The 20,931-nt window shown below is 64.1% G+C and carries 22 protein-coding genes and 2 pseudogenes; 9 read left to right on the top strand and 15 right to left on the bottom strand.

Features of this window, described 5'->3' with window-relative positions:
- Positions 1–78 precede the first annotated feature (78 nt).
- Positions 79–828: a TetR/AcrR family transcriptional regulator gene (locus BLU62_RS26620; RefSeq protein ID WP_026919816.1), complete on the top strand. Its 750-nt coding sequence runs from the start codon at positions 79–81 to the stop codon at positions 826–828.
- A gap of 349 nt (positions 829–1,177) precedes the next feature.
- Here BLU62_RS26620 and BLU62_RS26615 read toward each other — a convergent pair whose 3' ends face one another.
- The 5 genes from BLU62_RS26615 to BLU62_RS26595 form a co-directional block, all read right to left on the bottom strand.
- Positions 1,178–2,236 (bottom strand): BtrH N-terminal domain-containing protein, encoded by a 1,059-nt coding sequence (locus BLU62_RS26615; protein ID WP_370530226.1) that lies wholly within the window; start codon positions 2,234–2,236, stop codon positions 1,178–1,180.
- A 114-nt stretch (positions 2,237–2,350) separates the two neighbouring features.
- Positions 2,351–3,025 (bottom strand): transglutaminase-like domain-containing protein, encoded by a 675-nt coding sequence (locus BLU62_RS26610; protein ID WP_005195131.1) that lies wholly within the window; start codon positions 3,023–3,025, stop codon positions 2,351–2,353.
- Entirely contained in the window at positions 3,022–4,221 is a 1,200-nt protein-coding gene (locus tag BLU62_RS26605) for an NAD(P)/FAD-dependent oxidoreductase (RefSeq protein WP_005195132.1), read from the bottom strand. Before BLU62_RS26605 ends, BLU62_RS26610 begins: the two co-directional genes overlap by 4 nt.
- Entirely contained in the window at positions 4,218–5,609 is a 1,392-nt protein-coding gene (locus BLU62_RS26600; RefSeq protein WP_005195133.1) for a cytochrome P450, read from the bottom strand. Before BLU62_RS26600 ends, BLU62_RS26605 begins: the two co-directional genes overlap by 4 nt.
- Positions 5,610–5,634: 25 nt before the next feature.
- Entirely contained in the window at positions 5,635–5,955 is a 321-nt protein-coding gene (locus tag BLU62_RS26595) for a 2Fe-2S iron-sulfur cluster-binding protein (protein ID WP_005195134.1), read from the bottom strand.
- Between the two features lie 100 nt (positions 5,956–6,055).
- Here BLU62_RS26595 and BLU62_RS26590 point away from each other — a divergent pair, with 100 nt between their 5' ends.
- From BLU62_RS26590 to BLU62_RS26575, 4 genes are all read left to right on the top strand, one after another.
- On the top strand, positions 6,056–7,072 hold the full coding sequence (locus BLU62_RS26590) for a helix-turn-helix domain-containing protein (protein ID WP_005195135.1): 1,017 nt from the start codon (positions 6,056–6,058) through the stop codon (positions 7,070–7,072).
- A gap of 214 nt (positions 7,073–7,286) precedes the next feature.
- On the top strand, positions 7,287–7,670 hold the full coding sequence (locus BLU62_RS26585; RefSeq protein ID WP_223372675.1) for a hypothetical protein: 384 nt from the start codon (positions 7,287–7,289) through the stop codon (positions 7,668–7,670).
- Between the two features lie 512 nt (positions 7,671–8,182).
- Positions 8,183–9,349, top strand: a complete 1,167-nt coding sequence (locus BLU62_RS26580) for an IS481 family transposase (protein ID WP_157226879.1) — start codon at positions 8,183–8,185, stop codon at positions 9,347–9,349.
- Positions 9,339–9,770 (top strand): hypothetical protein, encoded by a 432-nt coding sequence (locus BLU62_RS26575; RefSeq protein WP_064869997.1) that lies wholly within the window; start codon positions 9,339–9,341, stop codon positions 9,768–9,770. Before BLU62_RS26580 ends, BLU62_RS26575 begins: the two co-directional genes overlap by 11 nt.
- Here BLU62_RS26575 and BLU62_RS26570 read toward each other — a convergent pair.
- A complete protein-coding gene (locus BLU62_RS26570; RefSeq protein WP_074853410.1) occupies positions 9,731–10,669 on the bottom strand; it encodes an IS3 family transposase in 939 nt (312 codons plus the stop codon). The two genes, BLU62_RS26575 and BLU62_RS26570, sit on opposite strands and share 40 nt — an antisense overlap.
- Positions 10,666–10,956 carry a transposase gene (locus BLU62_RS26565; RefSeq protein WP_005195137.1) on the bottom strand — a complete coding sequence of 97 codons (291 nt, stop codon included), beginning with the start codon at positions 10,954–10,956 and terminating at the stop codon, positions 10,666–10,668. Before BLU62_RS26565 ends, BLU62_RS26570 begins: the two co-directional genes overlap by 4 nt.
- A 186-nt stretch (positions 10,957–11,142) precedes the next feature.
- On the opposite strand from BLU62_RS26565, the gene BLU62_RS33245 reads away from it, so the two are divergent.
- The 3 genes from BLU62_RS33245 to BLU62_RS26550 all read left to right on the top strand — a co-directional run bounded on the left by BLU62_RS33245 (position 11,143) and on the right by BLU62_RS26550 (position 12,967).
- Positions 11,143–11,361, top strand: a complete 219-nt coding sequence (locus BLU62_RS33245) for a hypothetical protein (protein WP_208863706.1) — start codon at positions 11,143–11,145, stop codon at positions 11,359–11,361.
- 178 nt (positions 11,362–11,539) lie between these two features.
- Positions 11,540–12,310, top strand: a complete 771-nt coding sequence (locus tag BLU62_RS26555) for a TIGR02391 family protein (RefSeq protein WP_244278410.1) — start codon at positions 11,540–11,542, stop codon at positions 12,308–12,310.
- 330 nt (positions 12,311–12,640) lie between these two features.
- Positions 12,641–12,967, top strand: coding sequence for a hypothetical protein (locus BLU62_RS26550; protein WP_005195047.1), 327 nt, complete (start codon positions 12,641–12,643; stop codon positions 12,965–12,967).
- Between the two features lie 21 nt (positions 12,968–12,988).
- Here BLU62_RS26550 and BLU62_RS35000 read toward each other — a convergent pair.
- The 3 genes and pseudogenes from BLU62_RS35000 to BLU62_RS33095 all read right to left on the bottom strand — a co-directional run bounded on the left by BLU62_RS35000 (position 12,989) and on the right by BLU62_RS33095 (position 15,974).
- Positions 12,989–14,750 (bottom strand): annotated as a pseudogene (locus tag BLU62_RS35000) (IS481 family transposase).
- Positions 14,751–15,154: 404 nt separating this feature from the next.
- Positions 15,155–15,757: a VOC family protein gene (locus BLU62_RS26540; RefSeq protein WP_074853403.1), complete on the bottom strand. Its 603-nt coding sequence runs from the start codon at positions 15,755–15,757 to the stop codon at positions 15,155–15,157.
- A 70-nt stretch (positions 15,758–15,827) separates the two neighbouring features.
- A complete protein-coding gene (locus BLU62_RS33095; protein WP_167544043.1) occupies positions 15,828–15,974 on the bottom strand; it encodes a hypothetical protein in 147 nt (48 codons plus the stop codon).
- A 283-nt stretch (positions 15,975–16,257) separates the two neighbouring features.
- Between BLU62_RS33095 and BLU62_RS26535 the strand changes: the two genes are divergently transcribed.
- Positions 16,258–16,677: a DoxX family protein gene (locus BLU62_RS26535; RefSeq protein WP_074853401.1), complete on the top strand. Its 420-nt coding sequence runs from the start codon at positions 16,258–16,260 to the stop codon at positions 16,675–16,677.
- A 40-nt stretch (positions 16,678–16,717) separates the two neighbouring features.
- Here the strand turns inward: BLU62_RS26535 and BLU62_RS26530 are convergent, their stop codons facing one another.
- The 5 genes and pseudogenes from BLU62_RS26530 to BLU62_RS26510 all read right to left on the bottom strand — a co-directional run bounded on the left by BLU62_RS26530 (position 16,718) and on the right by BLU62_RS26510 (position 20,929).
- The gene (locus tag BLU62_RS26530) at positions 16,718–18,205 is read right to left on the bottom strand and encodes a DHA2 family efflux MFS transporter permease subunit (RefSeq protein ID WP_074853399.1); all 1,488 of its coding nucleotides are present in this window, start codon (positions 18,203–18,205) and stop codon (positions 16,718–16,720) included.
- A 75-nt stretch (positions 18,206–18,280) separates the two neighbouring features.
- Entirely contained in the window at positions 18,281–18,799 is a 519-nt protein-coding gene (locus BLU62_RS26525) for an alpha/beta hydrolase (protein ID WP_074853397.1), read from the bottom strand.
- Between the two features lie 157 nt (positions 18,800–18,956).
- Entirely contained in the window at positions 18,957–19,406 is a 450-nt protein-coding gene (locus BLU62_RS26520; RefSeq protein WP_244278409.1) for a TetR/AcrR family transcriptional regulator, read from the bottom strand.
- A 29-nt stretch (positions 19,407–19,435) separates the two neighbouring features.
- A pseudogene (locus BLU62_RS26515) lies at positions 19,436–20,398 on the bottom strand (hypothetical protein); the annotation flags it as partial.
- 144 nt (positions 20,399–20,542) lie between these two features.
- Complete coding sequence (locus tag BLU62_RS26510; RefSeq protein WP_005195457.1) at positions 20,543–20,929, bottom strand: SRPBCC family protein; 387 nt, start codon at positions 20,927–20,929, stop codon at positions 20,543–20,545.
- Positions 20,930–20,931 lie beyond the last annotated feature (2 nt).

Genomic DNA, 20,931 nt, shown 5'->3' with positions numbered 1-20,931 from the left:
CCATGTCTCTGCCGACTGCATGCGTGCGCCACGTGCTTATTGGGGCGACGGTCAACCATCCTGGTAGCGTGGTGGGTCATGTCTGTAGTCCGTCGAATCTCCGCAGCCCCGGTGAAAGTGCAACGTCGTGTGCGCGATGCACGAAGCACGCGTTGGGACGACCACCGCGCTATCGTGAAGGCTGAACTCGTCGACGCGGCAATACGCGCGATCGAGAAGTTTGGCGACGCTGTGAGCATGGACGACTTCGCGGAAGAGGCAGGGGCGTCGAAGCCGAAGCTTTATCGCCATTTCGGTGACCGAGCTGGGCTCTATTCCGCTGTGGCAGCACGTTTGGGTTCGATGATGTGGGAGTCCGCACAGTCAACTCTGCTCTCCGGACAGCAGGACTCCGTCGACGAGCTCTTCCGGTCAGCGATCTCCGCATACGTGTCATTGGTCGACGAGCATCCGGCGGTCGTCCGCTTCCTCATGACGAACCACATGTTTCAGTATTCTGAGTCCGGCGAGGGAGGGGCCGCGGATCAGCTGAGATCGGCAATGGATATTATTTCCGACGAGTTCGCCCGTAGCCTCCAATCGGTCGGTGCCGACGAGTCCCTCGTCGCCGTCGTAGTGGCCTCCATCTTGGGGGCGGGCCTATCAGCTACCCAATGGTGGATCGATCACGGTCGGCTCAATGGAATGAGCAAGGACCTGTTCTCCGCGCACCTTTATCAGACGTCGTGGGGGATCATTGACGGCGCTGCGGCCACAGTGGGCGTTCGCTTCCGCAGAGACAGACCCTTCGGCGACCCCGCGTTCGCCACTCGCCTCGGACTAGACTGATCCCGCTCGCGAGAGACGGTGCCGCCCCAGTCTCCGCCCTCAGTATTTGATCACAACTGTGTTCCTTATCGCGAGGAGCACTTGTCCAAGTGTCGGATGGGCGGGTCGAACGACTCGTCGTCTACCACCTGATCTAGTGTCATCACGTCGCCCCCGGTGATGAAGCCGGCGAGCCAGTCAGGCCCCAGGTCTGGCGCGACCAGTAGGACCGAATCAACTCGTAGGAACTGATGCCCACGATCTCGTGGTTCACCCCGTCGGACTCCGGTAGCGACCCACCTCAGTCGATCCAGATGCGAAAGGGCCGGGCTAGGGCCAGCCACTCACCGATGCGGTGCTGGCAGTTCTTCTAAACGGCGGACCTTAGGGATCTGGCGGCGGAGTCCAGTGAGGTGGCAAGGCTCGACTCAGTGTCAGTTAGAACCGCCGCGGCCTCGATGACGTGGTCGAGCCGGGTAGCAGCGGTCGAGCCCTTGTGTACGGCCGCCTGAGCGACTGATGTCCATGCTGCAGCCGCTCGGTGAGCATCTCTGGCAAGGTCGCTGGTTGCAGCATCGCCGGTCAGTCGGGCGATCTCGTCGCAGCCACACGCGAGTAGTCGTCGGAACAGGCCACCACCCGTACCTGCCTTCTCGATGAATGCACCAAGACTGAATAGGTGGACTTCGAGCACGTCGGAGGGCAGCTCATGCCAGAGCACCACGTCAGAGGATAGTGCTAGGGCTGCGTCTATTCCGTGTGTCCCCGAGTGTTCGACAGGGCCGGCGATCGTGGATCCTGCGGGCGCGCGCATGCATGCCGCAGATTGCGCGAACGCCTCCGCAGCCACGACGGCGATTGACGGTAGCGCCTCGGGCCAGTCAATGCGGAAGAGCGTATGTCGGGTCGGCTCGGGGAAGGTCATCGAGCGTCGGGCTCGCGCCAGCGCGTCGAAGGGAACCTGTTGAATTTCGACGCGATCGTTGTCTGCGACGTAAGCGATTTCTGCGTCGCTGTCGTAGCCCACTATGACGATATCGTGGCGACTCATGCGCAACTGAACGCGCAGGTAGGGCAATTCAGCAATTTCGGCCCACACGAGCGCGGGCCGGCCGCGGTCGAGTTCGTCGCGGACGAGATCCCACCCTAGCTGGGGATCGTCGGTGGACCGGACCTCCACCGTAGCGCCGAGACGGCGGGGGAGGTCCATCTCGAAGTCAGGACCACGTCCTACCAGATACAACGGCGGCACGAGGGCGTCGGTGCGAACATACGTGAGCGAGAGTGCTCCGCCCAGAGCGAACACCAGACCCTCGTTCGGTGGCCCGTCGAAGCCTAGTCCCGACCACTCCATCAAGTCGCGCATCGCGCTGGAGCCGCAATGGCCGCCCATTCGGTGTGGATAGGTGTCGAGCAATGACTCGGACATTGTCATGGTCTCCCTAGTGGTGGTGGACACTGTGCGACGGGATCTGGCCGACAGGTGGTGGCACGGGTGTTCGAGCGGGCAGTAACCTGCGGCGGTAGCCCGCCGGAGCGCACACTATGCGCGGAATGCGTCGGACGGAGCTGGCCGTCCCGAGAAGATCAGAGGGCCGTAGGCATGCCGCAGGCCCGCCAGGATTTCCTCGAGGGGCAAGTCGTTGTAGACGCCGCGTTCGTGCACGTACTCCATGTGCGCGGAGCCGTCCGCCGCGTGCGCGTGAAACAACGCGTCGCGATCGCCGGTGAAGTCGATAGGTGGGACCCCGAATCGAGTGCACAATTCAATGTTGAACGCGGGTGTAGCTTTCAACCAGCGCCCCTCGATGTAGACGTGGCTGTATCCGTGATATACGAAGACGTCGGTTCCCATGAGTTCGCGCAGCGCGTCGGTCTGCAGATGATTGCGTACATCAGCGAAGCCGAGCCGGGCCGGTATGTTTGCCGCGCGGAACGCGGCTGTCAGTACGACCGCTTTGGGTACGCAGTACCCACGTCCGGACTCGATGACATGGCTGGCCCGGTAATGATCGGGCTTGTCAGAGACGGTGTAGGGGTCGTAACGGATCTGGTCTCGGACTGCGGCGAAGAGGCGCCGCGCCTTCTCGCGATCGGTGTCCGCGTCGCCGACCGCGTCTTGGGTGAAGGCCTGCACGGTCGCGTGATGGATGTCGAGGAAGGTCGATGCTGTGAGCGCCGCCGCCGGCCTTTCCGCTGCCGCGGGTGATGTGGTCATGGTGTGGCTCCGATCAGTTCGGACCTGTCGAGCGACGAACGCTGTGCGATCGTACGCTTCGCGTTCATGAAATCCTTGGGTCTGTTGACGCAGTCCGCGGCGATCAGCTCGCCGTCGTTGAAGTAGTAACAGGTGAAGTCACGGTCGTGGTCAGGGTCACCGCTGACCAGTACCTCGTCGTACCCGGTGTTGAGCCCGGCGATCTGCAGCTTCAGATCGTATTGATCGGACCAGAACCAAGGCAGCGCGGTGAGACCGGCTTCGTTGCCGCAGATGGTCGCTGCCGCGACCTTGGCCTGCTCGGTGGCGGCCGCCACACATTCGAGGCGGACGCGCCTGTCGTACCGTGCGATCCGTTGGTTGACGCAGTCGCCGGCGGCGACGATGTCGGGGTCGCTGGTGCGTGCATGGTCGTCGACGATGACTCCGTCGTCAACCTCGAGGCCCGCGGCGACCGCGAGATCCGTGTTGGGAATGATGCCGACACCGACGATGACGAGGTCCGCGGCCAGGGTCTCACCGTCGGCGAGCACCACCTCTTCGACTCGCCCCTCCCCGCGAAAACCCTCGACCAACGCGCTGGTGCGAACATCGACACCCTCGGTCCGGTGGGTACGGTCGAAAAACCTCGAGACCACCGGCGCGGTCACCCGCTCGAGCACGCGTTCCGCAGCCTCGAGAACAGTGACGTCCACACCCTGAGCTCGAAGTGAGGCGGCCGTCTCCAGGCCGATATAGCCGCCGCCGACGATGACGGCCCGGCAACCTGGCACCACCGCGGCACGGATGGCCTCGACGTCGGTGGCGGTGCGCAAGTAGTGGACGCCCGTCAACTCGGCGCCCGGAACGGTCAGCGCGCGGGCGCGCGCGCCGGTGCACAGTGCCAGCGTGGCGTAAGACACCACGTCTCCACTGTTGAGGGTGACGGTGTGCGCGGAACGGTTGATCGCCGTCGCCGTTCCGTCCACGAGCTCGATCCGCTGCTTGTCGTAGAACTGACGTCCGCGGATCGCGCAGTCATCAAGCTGTGATGCACCTGCCAGGTATGCCTTGGACAGCGGTGGACGCTGGTAGGGGAGCCTGCCCTCGTCGCCGATCAGCAAGACATCCCCGGCCCATTTCTCCTTTCGGAGAGCGCCCGCGAGTTGGACGCCGGCGTGGCTCGCGCCGAGGATGACGACCTGATCAGCCGTCACATTTCCCCCTTGGGGGTCAGGCGAACCATCATCTTGCTGATCCCACGGACAAAGTTCGATTGCACGTACTCCGGCTCACCCACCACCTCGATGTTGTCGAAGCGAGGGAGGAGCTCCTCCCACAGGATGCGTAGCTGGAGCTCGGCGAGCCGGTTGCCCATGCAGCGGTGTACACCGAAACCGAACGCGATGTGGTTGCGGGCGTTGGCCCGGTCGATGATGAGCTCGTCTGGACGCTCGAAGACGCGCTCGTCTCGGTTGCCCGAGGCGTACCACATCACCACCTTGTCACCCTTGCGGATGAACTGGCCGCCGAGCATGACGTCCTTCTTGGCGACCCTGCGCATGTAAGCAAGAGGGGTCTGCCAGCGGATGATCTCCGACACCGCGTTGGGGATGAGGTCGGGGTTGGCCTTGAGCTTCTCGAACTGCTCGGGGTATTCGTTGAGGGCCAGCACTCCGCCGCTCATGGAGTTGCGGGTCGTGTCATTGCCGCCGACGATCAGCAGCACGAGGTTACCGAGGAACTCCATGGGGCGATCGTCGAGGAGGTTCTTGGTGTCCTCGTTGCTTTGCAGCATGGTGATGAGGTCGAAGCCAGGCTCTTCGCCGGCCACGGTACGTGCCGCCTTGTCCCGCCACAGCGAACTCAGGCCTTGCGCCATCGCGACCATCTCACGGAAGACCCTGTCGTTGTCCGAGGGGCCGCCGTTGGCCTGCTCCATCGAGGTCGCGAGGTCGGACCATTCGACCAGCTTGTGCCGCTTGTCGTAAGGGAAGTCAAGTAGCGTCGCGAGCATGCGTGCAGTGAGTTCGATCGACACAGTCTGGACCCAGTCAAACGGCTCGTTGAGTGGGAGGCCGTCGAGGACTTCGCGGACGCGCGCGCGGATGAGCCCCTCCATCTCACGAAGGTTCTTCGGAGCCACCACGCCCTGCACTGCGGCGCGCTGCTTGTCGTGCCGGGGCGGATCCATCGCGATGAACATCGCGATGTCCATGAAACGCGGGGGCCTGCCGATGATGATGAACGGTTCGGCGGAGAACGCCTCGTGATTCTTGTCGACCGCGATGATGTCGGCGTGTCGCGTGACCGACCAGAACGGACCGAAGGGGCTCTCCGAACGGAAGTGCACCGGCGCCTCGTTGCGGACACGCTCGAAGTACGAGCGCCACATACCCTGGCGATACAGGAACGGGTTACTCAGGTCGATTTCGGCGAGATCGACCTCGTCCACCGGCGGGATCGGGGTCTCGGTGAAGATCTTCTGGCCGTCGGTCCTTGTGACGATTCGGCGGGTCTTGTCATAGACATGCGCCCCCCGGATCTGAAGGTCGATCGGGATCATTGATTGCGCCTTCTCGGCGACGGTGGCTGCGATGCTCATGATTGCATTCCTTCGTCGTTGCGGGTCAGAGTTGGAATTCCGGGAGGCGAACAGTCAGGCCGTCCCACTCCTCAGTCGCGATCATCTGGCAGGACAGCCGCGAGGTTCCTTCCCGTTCCGGATGCATGCTCAGCATCTCTTCCTCGCCCTCGCCGCTGCGCCCGACGGTCTTGATCCACGCCGGGTCGACAATGACGTGACACGTACCGCAGGCCGCTTCGCCACCACAATCACCGTCGATGCCGGGGACGGCTTCGTCGACGGCGGTCTGCATGAGCGACTTCCCCTCCACGAGATCGGCTTCGTAGTCGTCTCCATCGTGGGTGATGTATGTGATCGTGGCCATGGCCACCTCCTTGCACGTATGAGGTTCCCCTTGAGTGTGAATGTGCGGATCCCGACCGATCCATGTGTGAACGTCGCAATCTGTTGTTAATCTGGCTCACGTGACCCTCGGTGAATCCGGTGTGCCCCCGTTGGCGTTTGCACAGCTTCTCGACAGCGGTGCGCTGGGCACGGAGGCGACGAGCGCATTCGGTCGGATAATGGCCCAGGAGGGCACCGACCTCAGAACGTTGATCACGCAAGAAGCGCAGGTGCCGATGCAATGGTTTCATGACGTGTATCCGACGATGGGGCCGCACGACGGGTTTCGGCTGGGCCTCGCATTCGCTGAGCACGCTCAGCTGACCTCCTTCGGTCCACTGAGCCTGCCGCTGGTCAGTGCCGGGTCGGTCGTTGACATCGTCGAGTTGCTTCGTTTTCTGCCGTTGATCTCGACGGCGCTAAGTGCGGACTTTCATCATGGCGCCAGTGGTCTTACCATCGGTCTCGCAGGGCGCACCGACAGCGCGGGTACCGACTGCTTTGCCGTCACTTATGGGGGCCTGACCGTTCTGCGTCTGGTGAAAATACTCACAGGAGATGTGTCCTCAGCAGAGTTACACCTGACCTGCCCGGCGCCGACCGAGCCGCTGAACGTGGGAGAGATAGGGCATCGAGTCGTCTTCGATGCGCCAGCGTCATTTGTTCGCATACCAGCCGAGGCGCTTCATGAGGTGTGCCGCTTTTCCGATCCCGTCGCCTACCGGATCGGTACCGCCGAACTGCGACGGCTCTGCGATCAGCGGCGTCACAACTCGTACACGCAGCGCGTCCGAGCCCAGTTTGATGCAGACCCTGCTCGAGTCAACGCTAGTCGGATCGCAGCAGAGCTGTCGGTATCGGTAAGCACACTCAAACGGCACCTACACGCCGAGGGCACCACCCTGCGCCGCCTACGACAGCAATTCATGCAGGAGCACGCCATCCTCCGACTTCTCGATCCCGGCGTCGGAATCGGCCAGATTGCTACCGAACTGGGGTACTGCGACGTCGCAAGCTTTTCTCATGCGTTTGCTCGGTGGGTCGGCTGCTCCCCGTCGCAGTTTCGACTTCGACGTGCACGCCCGCCAGCCGCATGAATGCTCGACCAGCCCAATCGGGGCGTCAGCTGATTACACCACAACGAATTTCGCGACTGGTTCATAACGTTTCGATACGGTAACCCGGGCCCGCCCCGTCCGAAGCGCACGGTCGTTACAAGTCAGCCAGCATCGCCTACGCGGCAATTCTCAGCCACACCTCAACGTCTGCCGCCTCGCCGAGGACACCAGCCGGTTCGTTCTAGCCACCGTTATGGCATTCACCGAACGAATCCAGTCGGGCCTTCGGGACATTGCAACACCGCAGCAACGACGTTTGATAGACGCACACATGCGATACCGCCACGAGAATGTTTCGGTCGTCACCCTCGACCGCGAGATCATGATCACCGACGACGGTTTTCGCACACCAACTGCCCGACCGACCGACAATCTGGGCGGCCTGCTACGTCACGTAACGAGGCCATTCGCCGCATCGAGTGACGACGATCACGCCATGTTAATGTTAACTAGCCGCAATTTCCCGCTTGCCGAATACGACATGGGGCCGAGGATGATGCCGGCCGGCGCGGGAGGACGACTCGGGCGCCATCTTTACCCCTCAGCCAAGACGCGCACCCGTGACGAATACATTTGACACCGAGCATGACCGACTCTGCCACAGCCGCTTTAGCTGGTAAGGAAACGTGTCAGAGTAGGACGAGTTGTCGGCGCCGAACGTCCGCCGATGTCGCGGACGGCCGATGGTTCGAAGTCAGGCAGAGAGGGAGCCGATCGCTGCTTGCTCGCCGTCGCGGCCACTCCATGTTGCTATCCCTCCGATGAGAACTGCGCCCATGGCGCCTCCCGTGCGGCCGCGGGGCCACTGAATCCCCGTCCGCTCGATCTGGTCCTGCACCAGATTTGCTCAGCCAACAGCTACGGCTTCTTCTCCGGCAGTGGCCAACACCCCTTCACCGGAGTGCCCCATTCCATGAGACATGCCGCACTCAGGGGTGACGTCGCTTGACAGCCAGACGTAATCCAGCTCGTCATCCTCGCGAATCTGGCGATGCTGACGTGTAAGGGCTCGGGACATGCTTGACGTCGTGTCGCCGGGACATCGTTGACGTCTCACGCTTGTCGGTGGTCGCAGTCAGAGTGTGGGGGGTGTCCTTCTCTGCTGAGACTGAATCCGATGCTGAGATCGCTGCACGGGTGCGTGTGGAGGTCAGGTTCCGTGCGGTCACCGAAGTCGCCGACGGTGCTCCGGTCATCGAGGTCGCTAACCGTTACGGTGTCTCTCGCCAAACGGTCACGGCGTGGCGCAAGCGCTATGCCGCATCAGGTCTGGGCGGTTTATCGGATCGATCTCGCCGACCGCGTACTAGCCCGAACCAGATCTCTCCACAAGTGGAGGCGACGATCTGCGAAATGCGACGCACCCACCGGCGGTGGGGTGCCCGGCGCATCGTCTACGAACTCGGACGCCTCGACCCTTATGCGCCCGCGCCCGCGCGGGCCACGGTGCACCGCGTGCTGGTACGCAACGGATTGGTCAATCCTCAAGAGCAGCTACATAAACGGGTCTACAAGCGATGGGAGCGGGAAGCTCCGATGCATCTGTGGCAACTCGACCTGGTTGGAGGTGTGTTCCTGGCTGGCGGCCGGGAATGCAAACTGTTGACCGGCATCGACGACCATTCCCGCTTCGTCACCGTCGCCGCGGTTCTCGAGCAGCCCAGTGGCAGTGCCGTGTGTGAAGCGTTCGTCGGGGCGATGAATCGATGGGGCGTGCCGTTCGAGGTGCTCACCGACAACGGCAACCAGTTCACCGGCAGACACACGCGGCCGTTGCCGGTTGAGGTGCTCTTCGAGCGGACGTGTCGCGAGTACGGCATCACCGCGCGGTTGACCAAACGCCGGTCACCGACCACGACCGGCAAAATCGAACGATTCCATCGCACATTGCGCCGGGAGCTTCTCGACGAGACTGGCGCCTTCGACACCATCGAGACCGCGCAAACGGCTATCGACGAATGGGTCCACGCCTACAACACCTGCAGACCGCATCAGTCGCTGAACATGGCCACCCCTGCCAGCGTGTTCCGCAGTCGCAGCACCGATCCCGACACCATGCCCAGCAAGCCTGTTGGTGCCGAGATCCGACCGGAAGCCGAAGTCGTTCGGCCAGCTCCAACCGTGGCCGATCAGTCGAGTTCCGCCATTGAGTTCGACACTGTCGTGCCGCCGTCCGGTGTAGTGACTATTGCCGGTGTGCAACAGGTGTGGGTCGGAAAGAAACTATGCGCAGCGCAGTGTCGTGATGTGGGCTGACCTGTCGAGCGTGTACATCATCTGCGACGACATCGTGATCAAGACGGTCCGGTCGAAGCTGACCACCGCAGACCTGCAACGACTCCGCGCCCGCGGCACCCGCCCGGGCCGGCCCAGACCGGCGCAAGCCGCGTTCGACACCTCCACCGCCACCCATCGGCCGCGAGCTATCGAGATCGACCGGACCGCGAACCGCGACGGCATCGTCATTGTTCGTGGACATGAACTCGCCCTCGGCGTCGTGACGGCCGGCAGCCGGGTCACCCTGCGGATCGACGGCGAGTTGATCCACGCGACCAACGGCACCCACCTGATCAAGACGCTACCCAATCCTCTTGACCTAGAGAATATGTGGTTCCCCCGGAATCGTGGAGGACTCCTCTATGCGGCTTCGGGCTCGGTGACTGCGGTGTTCTCGTAGTCGACCGGACTCATCATCCCGATCGCGCTGTGGCGACGCTGGTGATTGTAGAAGCCGTAGCACCACTCCAACACGACCGCCTGCGCCTCCATGATAGTATGGAACTCGTTGCGTGACAACACTTCCCACTCCAAAGAAGAGAAGAATGCCTCCGCTGCGGCGTTGTCGAAACACGATCCGACCCGGCCCATCGACTGCCGGATACCCATCTTCTGGCACAGCCTGGTGAACCGTTTCGCGGTGTACGTCGACCCACGATCGGTGTGGAAAATCAGCTTCTGCGCATCGTCGTCACGCCATATCGCCTGCTTACCGCCCCGCGTGGCGACCGCCATCTCGATCGCCGCACACGCCAACGCTGCATCCGGGTGGCGACTGGTGGCCGCACCGAGCAGGCGGCGACTGTAGAGGTCGATGACCGTGGCCAGATACAGCTTGCCCGCCGCGGTCGGGATCTCGGTGATGTCGCCGACCCAGCGTTGGTCGGGGCACTGTGCGGTGAAATCGCGACCCAACAAATCGGGGAACTTCGGGGCGGTCTTGTCCTGGCGGGTCAGCCCGTTGCGCCGGCGGATCCGCCGCGCGACCAGGCCCTGACGACACATCGAATCAGCGACAGTCTTCTCGGTCACCGTCCACCCGTCAGCACGCAGATCCGCATGCAGGCGCGGTGACCCGTGCAGGCCGCGGGCCTTGTCGAACGCCACCGCCACGGCCCGGTCGATGGTGTCCCGGCGATAGTCGCGGGTGGTGTGCAAACCCGTTGCCGCACCCGGCGATTGGGTCCGCTTATGCCATTTGTAGAACCACGCCTCGCTGACCCCGAGCAGCCGGCAGGACACCGCGTGTGGCACCCGATAGTTGGTCCTCTGGTCGGCGATAAAGCGTGCCACGCTCACTTCGTCGCCTCCTTCACCCACAGGACCACTGATCGCTTGAGGACATCACGCTCCATGCGCAGCTCGGCGACCTCGTCACGCAACCGTTTGAGCTCAGCAGCGTCATCAACGGTCAGCTCGCCGCGGCCCTCCCGCTCGGCGCGCGCCCGGTTGACCCAGTTACCCAAGGTGCCCTCGTTGACCCCCAGGTCTCGAGCGACCTGGGCGATCGGCTTACCTGTCTCCTCGACGATCCGGACCGCCCCATCACGAAACTCCCGGTCGTACTTCTTCCGCTTCTCTGGCATCGTGCTCCTCATTATCGATGCCTCTACGGTTCGGGGGGAACCTCACTCTTCCGTGAGGGTTTGGCGGGTGGGATGAGCGGAACGCTTGATGCCATCGGCTCTCGCGCCAACTCGATATACCCGCCGGGGATGTTCGGTGTTCCGGTGAACCTCGGTTCCTACGGTGGGATGTTCTCGGATCACCTTATGAGTGCGCCTGGCCTCTCCTCGCTTTTTCAGCACGCGCAGAAGCAGATGGTCGACAAATACCCTGACGTGATCGCGCGTGATCAGTCAGCTGAGGTGATGTACAGCGCTCCCGGAGCAGCCGACGTACGGGTCGATCTCCAGTTCGCCGACGACATGGGCGACTTGTGGCGTCGACGGCACGGTCAGCAACCCGAGCCTGTGATGGAGGACGAGTAGGCCAAGTCTCCGAGTCCGACCCACGTCCGAAATGATAAGAACGTCATAACACCTAATCGCAAGGCGCCAGACCTTGGTCAGTCGCCTCTAAGAGCAGAGCCACTCGATGTCGACCACTATGCCCAAACAAACGCCCCGAAGATTGCTCCCTTCACCCTTCGTCAAGGGCGTGTGCGACGTGCTTTCGCAGACAGATCATCCGGGACTCACCGGTTCCGAGATCGACTCCTTGCTCCAGATGGTGGGAGTCAGGCAGCGTAAGCCGGGCGGCAACAAGCGCGACAGCCTGTACGTCACTCTCTACAACGTCCAGGTTCGACAGCAAGCCGGCAACGTCATGGGCGGATTCATCGCAAAGGCCATGAATCCTAGCCGGTATGCCGCTCAGCCAGCTCGTTTCGACGAGCTGCGCGACCAGCTCAACCAGTTCCTCGTGTACTACGGCTACGCAGTTAACGAAGCGGGCAAGCTCGCATCCGGAGCGAAGGCATCCAGCATCTCCGAGGGTGCCGCCCTGGCCGGACGACTTCAAACTGAGCTGAGGCGCCGAGGGTGTCACAGCGAGTTATTCCGCTACTGCGACGAGGAACTCATCGGGCGTTCTCTGTTTCATGCAATGTCGGAAGCGTCGAAGAGCATCCCAGCAAGAGTCCGCGGCATCACGGGGTTGGCGGGTGATGGCGCAGCTCTTTACGACGGCGTCCTCGGAACCAATCGCGAGCATCCCGCCTGGTCCATCAACGCCCATGAATCAGACTCCGACATCAGCGAGCACCGCGGCTTTAAAAGCCTGCTCGTTGGGATCCACGGGCACTTCCGAAACCCGCGCGCGCACTCCAGCCGAATCTTCAATGATGAGGTTCTGAACGATTTCTACGACGCGTTCTCGCTCTCCTCCTACGTACATCGTCGGCTCGACTCAATGAGGAGATTGACCGCACCCCACTGAGCCGAAAGCTTGGCTTGCGGCTATCCGCGCCGAGGAACGATTGCTCGGGTCGCTGCTCACGGTCTCAGGTCCGGACCACACCAGAACCAACGGCCCGCTCTAGATCCGCTATGACGAGTCCTCTCATCCGTTTCATCACGACCGGCTTTCTGGGTGCCCACCCCCTCGCTGCGAACGTCACCAATCTGCTCATGCGGCTGCCGACCTCCGGGAGGGCGGCAGATCAGCGCGCCCAGCGAGTGGCGCCGCCAGAATGTCCTATCGCGCCGATATCCTGCCTACGTGCCTCCCCGGTCGCGGGAGGACGTGCTGCGCGATCAAGGGTGAGTGATGATTGACGAATCGGCGGTCGTCGAACAGTTCCTCGAGCTAGCTCGGGGCACGAGCAGCTCGCTGATCAGCTTCCTGCCGGCGTTCGAGGACGCCGTCACAGTTCCGGAAACATCGACTATCGTGCGGACGCACTTTCTCGCACATGATGCCAACGGAGCGCCTGCTGTGGAGCAGCTCGCAGGAGCGATGGCGTCTGCGGCCATGGATTTCTGTTTAGCACGTTCGAAGATCGAGCGAGCGTATGCAGAGTACGAGGAGACTCGATCGACCGCGGCCATCGTGAGCTTGAATGAGCTGACGTGTGCGGTCTCAGGAGATGCGTGACGTCGTGTTCTCGGGAGATGCTTACCGGCGGTGGGGCCGGTGGGCGTTGAAGTTGCGAATGGTCTTGGTGGTGGTTCGTGCGTGCAGTGACAGTTCTCTGGCGCCGTCGAGCACTCGTAGGTGGTGATCGTCGACGATGATGGTGACGATGGTGCCGGCGTAGGTCGGACTGACTCGGAGGCGTTGGCTGGCCACCATGATCTGACCGCTCTTGGGAACCCGGCGCTGCACGCTCTGCGGCCCTGACGGTGGCGCAGGCGGCAGCGGGGTGCTGGCTTCCCGAACTCCGGTCAAGCGGCGAATATTCTCTAGGTCAAGAGGATTGGGTAGCGTCTTGATCAGGTGGGTGCCGTTGGTCGCGTGGATCAACTCGCCGTCGATCCGCAGGGTGACCCGGCTGCCGGCCGTCACGACGCCGAGGGCGAGTTCATGTCCACGAACAATGACGATGCCGTCGCGGTTCGCGGTCCGGTCGATCTCGATAGCTCGCGGCCGATGGGTGGCGGTGGAGGTGTCGAACGCGGCTTGCGCCGGTCTGGGCCGGCCCGGGCGGGTGCCGCGGGCGCGGAGTCGTTGCAGGTCTGCGGTGGTCAGCTTCGACCGGACCGTCTTGATCACGATGTCGTCGCAGATGATGTACACGCTCGACAGGTCAGCCCACATCACGACACTGCGCTGCGCATAGTTTCTTTCCGACCCACACCTGTTGCACACCGGCAATAGTCACTACACCGGACGGCGGCACGACAGTGTCGAACTCAATGGCGGAACTCGACTGATCGGCCACGGTTGGAGCTGGCCGAACGACTTCGGCTTCCGGTCGGATCTCGGCACCAACAGGCTTGCTGGGCATGGTGTCGGGATCGGTGCTGCGACTGCGGAACACGCTGGCAGGGGTGGCCATGTTCAGCGACTGATGCGGTCTGCAGGTGTTGTAGGCGTGGACCCATTCGTCGATAGCCGTTTGCGCGGTCTCGATGGTGTCGAAGGCGCCAGTCTCGTCGAGAAGCTCCCGGCGCAATGTGCGATGGAATCGTTCGATTTTGCCGGTCGTGGTCGGTGACCGGCGTTTGGTCAACCGCGCGGTGATGCCGTACTCGCGACACGTCCGCTCGAAGAGCACCTCAACCGGCAACGGCCGCGTGTGTCTGCCGGTGAACTGGTTGCCGTTGTCGGTGAGCACCTCGAACGGCACGCCCCATCGATTCATCGCCCCGACGAACGCTTCACACACGGCACTGCCACTGGGCTGCTCGAGAACCGCGGCGACGGTGACGAAGCGGGAATGGTCGTCGATGCCGGTCAACAGTTTGCATTCCCGGCCGCCAGCCAGGAACACACCTCCAACCAGGTCGAGTTGCCACAGATGCATCGGAGCTTCCCGCTCCCATCGCTTGTAGACCCGTTTATGTAGCTGCTCTTGAGGATTGACCAATCCGTTGCGTACCAGCACGCGGTGCACCGTGGCCCGCGCGGGCGCGGGCGCATAAGGGTCGAGGCGTCCGAGTTCGTAGACGATGCGCCGGGCACCCCACCGCCGGTGGGTGCGTCGCATTTCGCAGATCGTCGCCTCCACTTGTGGAGAGATCTGGTTCGGGCTAGTACGCGGTCGGCGAGATCGATCCGATAAACCGCCCAGACCTGATGCGGCATAGCGCTTGCGCCACGCCGTGACCGTTTGGCGAGAGACACCGTAACGGTTAGCGACCTCGATGACCGGAGCACCGTCGGCGACTTCGGTGACCGCACGGAACCTGACCTCCACACGCACCCGTGCAGCGATCTCAGCATCGGATTCAGTCTCAGCAGAGAAGGACACCCCCCACACTCTGACTGCGACCACCGACAAGCGTGAGACGTCAACGATGTCCCGGCGACACGACGTCAAGCATGTCCCGAGCCCTTACACGTCACATCCGGGAACATCGCCACGACACCGGCCGGCGTTCGATCGCCCTTGTTCAGCCGGTCGGACGGTTCGACCATTCACAAGCCGCAGTTCACGTCGCGTAGCGGTCTCCTAGCAACCCGCCGCTTCAGCACTGCAACCTCGAACTATGACGCGCCGGCCGGGGAGCAGTGCTGGCCTGAGGATTCTGACAAGTTAGTGAGAACCCACAGGTGACATGATCATGAGAAACCCCAGTTCGCGACTGACAAAGAGGATGAGATCCTACAAACAGAGAGTCATTCCCAGTCGAACCCATCTGGATCGACGAATTGCCCGGCGTCGGCGGAGATCGACAGCCGATGCGCCCCGGAACCCGCGGCGTCGACGCCGGCGTCCTTCGCCGCGGCTTTTCGACCGTAGAGCGCGAGCTTCACCGACCCCGGGCCGCTCTCGAACTCGACGTATTTGCGGCCGTAGCTCTTCCCCACCGTGAATCCACGGTCGACGTAGAACTGCTTGGTGGCCGCGACGTCGTCGACGCCGAGCAGCAGGACCAGGTCGTCGAACTCGCGAGTCGGCGCACCGGTCGGCTTCTTCGACGAGCTGGCGACCTTCCAGATCGCGCCGTCGGGCGCCTGGACCACGCCGCCGTAGCCCCAGAAGGACTTCTTGGCGGGCTTGAGCACGGTGGCGCCGGCGTCGATCGCGGGATCGAGGAAGGAATCGGCGACCGTAGGGTCGGCGACCACGAGCGAGATCACGAAACCGCGAAAGCCTTGGCTCGGTGATTCCGCGGTCCGGAACCGCAATCGATCGTCGAGTCCGAAAGCCTTGTTGTAGAAGACCTCCGCGGCGCTGATGTCGGGAACTTCGAGGGTGAGTGCGTTGACGTTTGGCATGCTCCGACGCTATGGCGCATCGAAGCGTTCACGCTTCTCGATTCCTGATCGATCAACCGGCGGGGGTTGTTCAGCCGGGAAGATCGACTGCGAGGCGGGCCGCGAAGACGACGACCTGCGCCACCACCAGAACCGCCAACCCGACGGCGAACGCCGCCGCGGTGACGACCACCCCTGCGGAAGCCTTCAGCGCGTCCCACACCGACTTCAGCGTCATGACCGTTCCCCGAGTCGCGTCGTGGCGAATGGGTGGCCTGAGGACTGGTGTCGGAACACCGACATCGGGTCGAGGGACATGGGCTGACCTCCGTGCGGACAACTACCCCGGACGACGGTGTCCGGGGTCACATATGTATCACACATTTACTAGGTACCGCGACTAATTCTCGTAGGTCGCCGCCGAAGGGAGAATCAGTCGAATCACCCTCCCTGCCAGTCCGAGACCGCAACGGTCACGAACCACCGGGAACGCAACAGACGCGACCATTGGAGGAGCCTGCATGTCGATCCTGTCCCCCACCACCGCCCGCCAGCCGCTGGGCCGCGCGATCGCCCGGATCGCGCTCGGAGCCGTCCTGGCGATCGCCGGGATCGGCCACCTGACCGCGCAGCGCGACGAGTTCCAGGCCCAGGTGCCCGACTGGGTGCCGTTCAGCAAGGACTTCGTGGTGCTCGCCTCGGGCGGGGTGGAGATCGCGTTGGGTGCGGCACTCATCGCCCTTCCGCGCCATCGCAAGATCGTCTCGTGGATCGTCGCGGCGTTCTTCGTCGCGGTGTTCCCCGGCAACATCCACCAGTACGTCGACCACATCGACGCTTTCGGCCTCGACACCGACGAGAAGCGTCTCACGCGTCTGTTCTTCCAGCCGGTGCTGGTGCTGTGGGCGATCGCGGCCGGAACCGGGAAGCGTTCCGACTAGCCACTTCATAGCTCGAAACCGCGGTGAGCGCGGTTTCGAGCTATGGATTCGCCGGTTGTTCGCGGCGGGTGCAGGCGTCCTGACATGCGGTGTCCATCCCGGCCCGGACCTGTGGCCGGAAACCCGCGCCGGAGCTGATCGTCAGGGCCGCGACGAGCCCGCCGACGGCGCAGAAGGCCGCGCAGATGTACATCGCCGTCCGGAAGCCGTCGCCGAGAGGCTCTCCGGGGCCGGCGTGGATACCGGCCACCGCGGGCAGCACCGCGACGGCCAGGAGGCCGGCGACGCGGGCCACCGCGTTGTTCACGCCCGACGCGGTGCCGGCCAGCGCGTCGTCGACCGCACCGAGCGCGGCCGCGGTCAGCGGTGCGACGGTGACCGTCATCCCGAGCCCGAACAGCAGGACGCCGGGCAGCACGTGCGCCAGGTAGTCCGTGCCCGGCTGCACGCGCGACATCAGCGCGAAGCCGCCCGCGGCGATCAGCGGACCGACGGTCATCGGCAGTCGCGGCCCGGTGGTCTGCGCGAGCTTCCCCACCAGCGGGGAGCCGAACAGCATGATGAACGTGCTCGGGAACATCGCCGCCCCGGCCTCGAACGCCGAATAGCCGAGACTCTGCTGCAGCTGCAGGGCCAGCAGGAACAGTGCGCCACCCAAGGCCGCGTACACGAGGAGCGTCGTCAGGTTGGCTCCGGTGAACTGCGACGACCGAAAGAGCCTGAGCGGCAACAACGGCGAACGTACCCGCGTCTCGATGACCACGAAGGCGACCAGCGCTGCCACGCCGACGAGACCGGCGGCGGTCGTCCCCGCGGACCAGCCGCTCGACGGCCCCTCGATCAACGCGAAGATGAGGCCCGCGAGACCGAGCGCCATCGTCACGGACCCCGCGACATCGAGGCGCGGCGGTGCGGACGGATCGCGGGACTCCGGCACATGCCGAATCGAGATGACCAGCGCGGCCAACGCCAGCGGCACGCTCAGGAAGAAGGCCCATCGCCACGACGCCGCGTCGACGAGCCACCCACCGACGAACGGCCCCAGCGCGCTGGTCGCGCCGGACATTCCGGCCCACAGCCCAACCGCCGCACCGCGATCCTCCGGCGCGATCTCCGCGTTGATCAATGCCAGGCTGCCGGGCACGACGGCCGCCGCCGCGACGCCCTGGACGAGCCGCGCGACCACAAGCCATTCGATGGTCGGCGCCACACCGCAACCGATCGTCGCCACCGTGAACATCGCCAGCCCGCCGGTGAAGATGAGCCGTCGCCCGTACCGGTCACCGGCGACGCCGCCCAGCAGCAGGAGTGAGCTCAACGTCAACAGATAGCCGTCGAGCACCCACTGCTGCCCACGCAGATCGGTGCCGAGGTCACGCGCGATGGACGGCAGCGCGACGTTCACGACCGTGCCGTCGAGGAATGCGACGCCCGAACCGAGGACCGCGGCGACGATCAGCCATCGGCCCGCGGTCGACGCAGCAGGTATGCCCACAGGGCTTGCATCCGCCGGATGGTTCGCGGTCATGTCTGCCTTCCCGAGACCTCGGGGTCGCTGTCTACCCAGGGTCACGGTCGGATCGGCTACGCGCAACCACCGCCGTCACGGGCAGTCGTGTCGCGCGTCGGCGGCGACGATGCCGACCTGCCCGACGAACTGATGACCACCGGTCTCGTGACGATGCAGGTGCGCACCCGGGAGCAACGCGGCATTCAGGTCCAGGTGTCCGACCGGGACCTCTTCGTCGTCGACGCAGTGGTGCAGCGACAGCGTGACACCGCGTGGCGGTGGTCCGGCGAAGTCGTACTGCTCGATCGCCCACCCGTTCGGCCCCCAGTTCGGCATCGCGAGGAGTACGGCGCGTTTCGGCCCTGCGTAGCCGGCCTCGGCCAGCACGTGCAGCAGGATCGATGCGCCGAACGAGTGGGCGACGAGCAGATCGTCGGGTGCCATCGCGGACAGCCGTGCACGCAACGGATCGGCCCACGCCTGCAGGGACATGTCGTCGCCGGAGAACTCCGGCATGTCGACCGGCACGCCGAGTGCGTCGCCGAGACCGTCGGCGATAGGACGGTCGTCGGTGAATCCACCTGCGCCGTGGACGAACAGCAGACGGGTCATTGCCGATGCCTCCATTGCCGATCCCTTGGTTGGTCCGTACCGATACAGAGAAAGACCCTGCCCGAGGTGCTTTCTCATCGCGATCGGAAGATTTCGTCCATCTGAGGGGCTTCGGAGGGCAATACGCCCTCGGAGGGTGCTCAGGGGGACGAGTTTGTCAGCGATTCGCCGGGCGAGGCACCCGAACCCTCGAGCAGCAGGCCCACCATCGCCTTTGCGTCCGCTTCGGTATAGCCGGGTCCGACGATGCACAGGTTGGAGATGCACGCAGGAACGTCACCGCGCTGACGTCCTTGCTGACCGCTCCCGTGTCCTGCGCCCGCTCGACCAACGAGGCAAATGCCGGGACCAAACTGTCGAAGATCAACGCGTGCAGGTTGTTCAGGCTCGGATCGTCCGAGCTCAGAGCGTCACTGAGTCCGTGTTTGGTGACCAGGAAGTAGGTGAACGCCGAGGTCCACCGGCACAGCGCATCCGTCGGCGGCGGCACGTCGTCGGCGTTCAAGGTCTCGGCGAGCGCCACGCACTCGTCGACCTGATGCCGGTAGACCGCGGTCACCAGGTCGGCGCGCGTCGGGAAGTGCCGGTACACGGTGCCGACGCCCACGCCGGCCCGCGCGGCGATGTCGCGAACCCGGTGATGTAGATCCACCGATCCTCGTACACCGACCAGTTCCATTCCGGCAGCGGCAGAGTCACCGTCGCACGACGACCATCGGGAGCGCGGCCGTCGACCGTCATCGGGCGGAACGACCTCGGCGGGATCACGCCGGCGACCGACGGCGCAGCGGCCACGGTGCTGCCGTAGGTCATCGCCTCACCGACGTCGCCTTTGTAGTTGCGGGTCGCGTCCCACTGACGGGCGATGACCTCGCCCTGCTCACGCTGCAGCAGTCGGGCATTGCCGGCGGCGACTCTGGCGGGTTCCTTGGAGGCGATGCCCTCCCAGGCGCGCATGATCTCGTCGTCGAAGATGCCCGCGTCGTTCATCTCCCGGAGTGCGGGCAGTCCGCCGACGACGTACGCCCGGTGCATCGGCATCAGGTCGGAGAAGATGTTCTTCTGCATCACCAGGATCTGGCCCTGGACCCGGCGCAGATCGTCGGCGGTGATCTCGGCGCCCACACGAGCCAGCGCGCGCAGTCCGCCGGGCAGGCTGTTCACCGCTTGCGGTCCCGCAAGTTCGTTGGCGCGGGCCACGATCGCGTGTGCGACGGGCTGCAGCCGACTGAACTCGAAGATCTCGGTGGCGTCCTTGTAATCCAGGAGGCCACCGCCGAAGTCGCCGCCGACCAGGCCGCCCATGCCGGCGCGCGTCGTCGTCTCCACGAGCCAGTACTGGAACAGCAACGCCTCATACGACGACGGGTCGAGCCCGCGATCGCGGGCCTGCTCGACCAGCCTCTTCAGCGTGCTGGGATCGGTCGGCAACGCCGGGTGCACACCGCCCGGCCCCTACGACGCGTCACGATTGACCAGCGGCAGGTTCAGGGACCGCGAGAGGGAGTCGGCGGATGCCGCACCCCCACCGACCAGCGAACCGAGCGCGACGACCACTGCAACCGCTGCGCAGACCGACCCACGTACGGCCTTGTTCACGACGCTCCCGTTCAGGCCCCCGACATCACGGCCGAATCACATTCGTATAACTGAGGGGAATCTGATCGTTGATGTAGGCAGGCGGAAATTCGACATCGGTAAATCAGTTCGAATCCGCCGAAACGGGTCCGGTCGGCCAGGCGGCTACCCCAAGAGCGCCTTGAGCCGCGCCAGGTCTTCTTCGACCATGCGGGCGTCCCGGTCGAACTCGTCGTCGGACATGGCCAACTGCCGCAGGGTGAACACCACCTCCGCACCCTCGGGATGGGGCAGCACGCGCAGCGGATTGTGCACGGTGTCGCCGTTCGGGAGGATCACGTCGTGGTCGACGACCCCGAATGTGTTCCGCGGAACGAACCGTACGGTCACGGTGCCCATCGGCGACTCGGCCAGGAGGTCGTCACCGCGTCGGACGATCTCCGAACTCGCCAGTCCGGCGGCCCATTTGGGGAGATTGTCCGGTTCCGACACGAATCGGTAGACATCGTCGGCTGCCGCGCCGATCACCGTGCTCACATGACGGCTCCGCATGC

Source organism: Gordonia westfalica (assembly GCF_900105725.1).
Taxonomy (GTDB): domain Bacteria; phylum Actinomycetota; class Actinomycetes; order Mycobacteriales; family Mycobacteriaceae; genus Gordonia; species Gordonia westfalica.
Note: the sequence above shows the minus strand (reverse complement) of the source record. Positions and strands in the feature narration are given on the sequence as shown.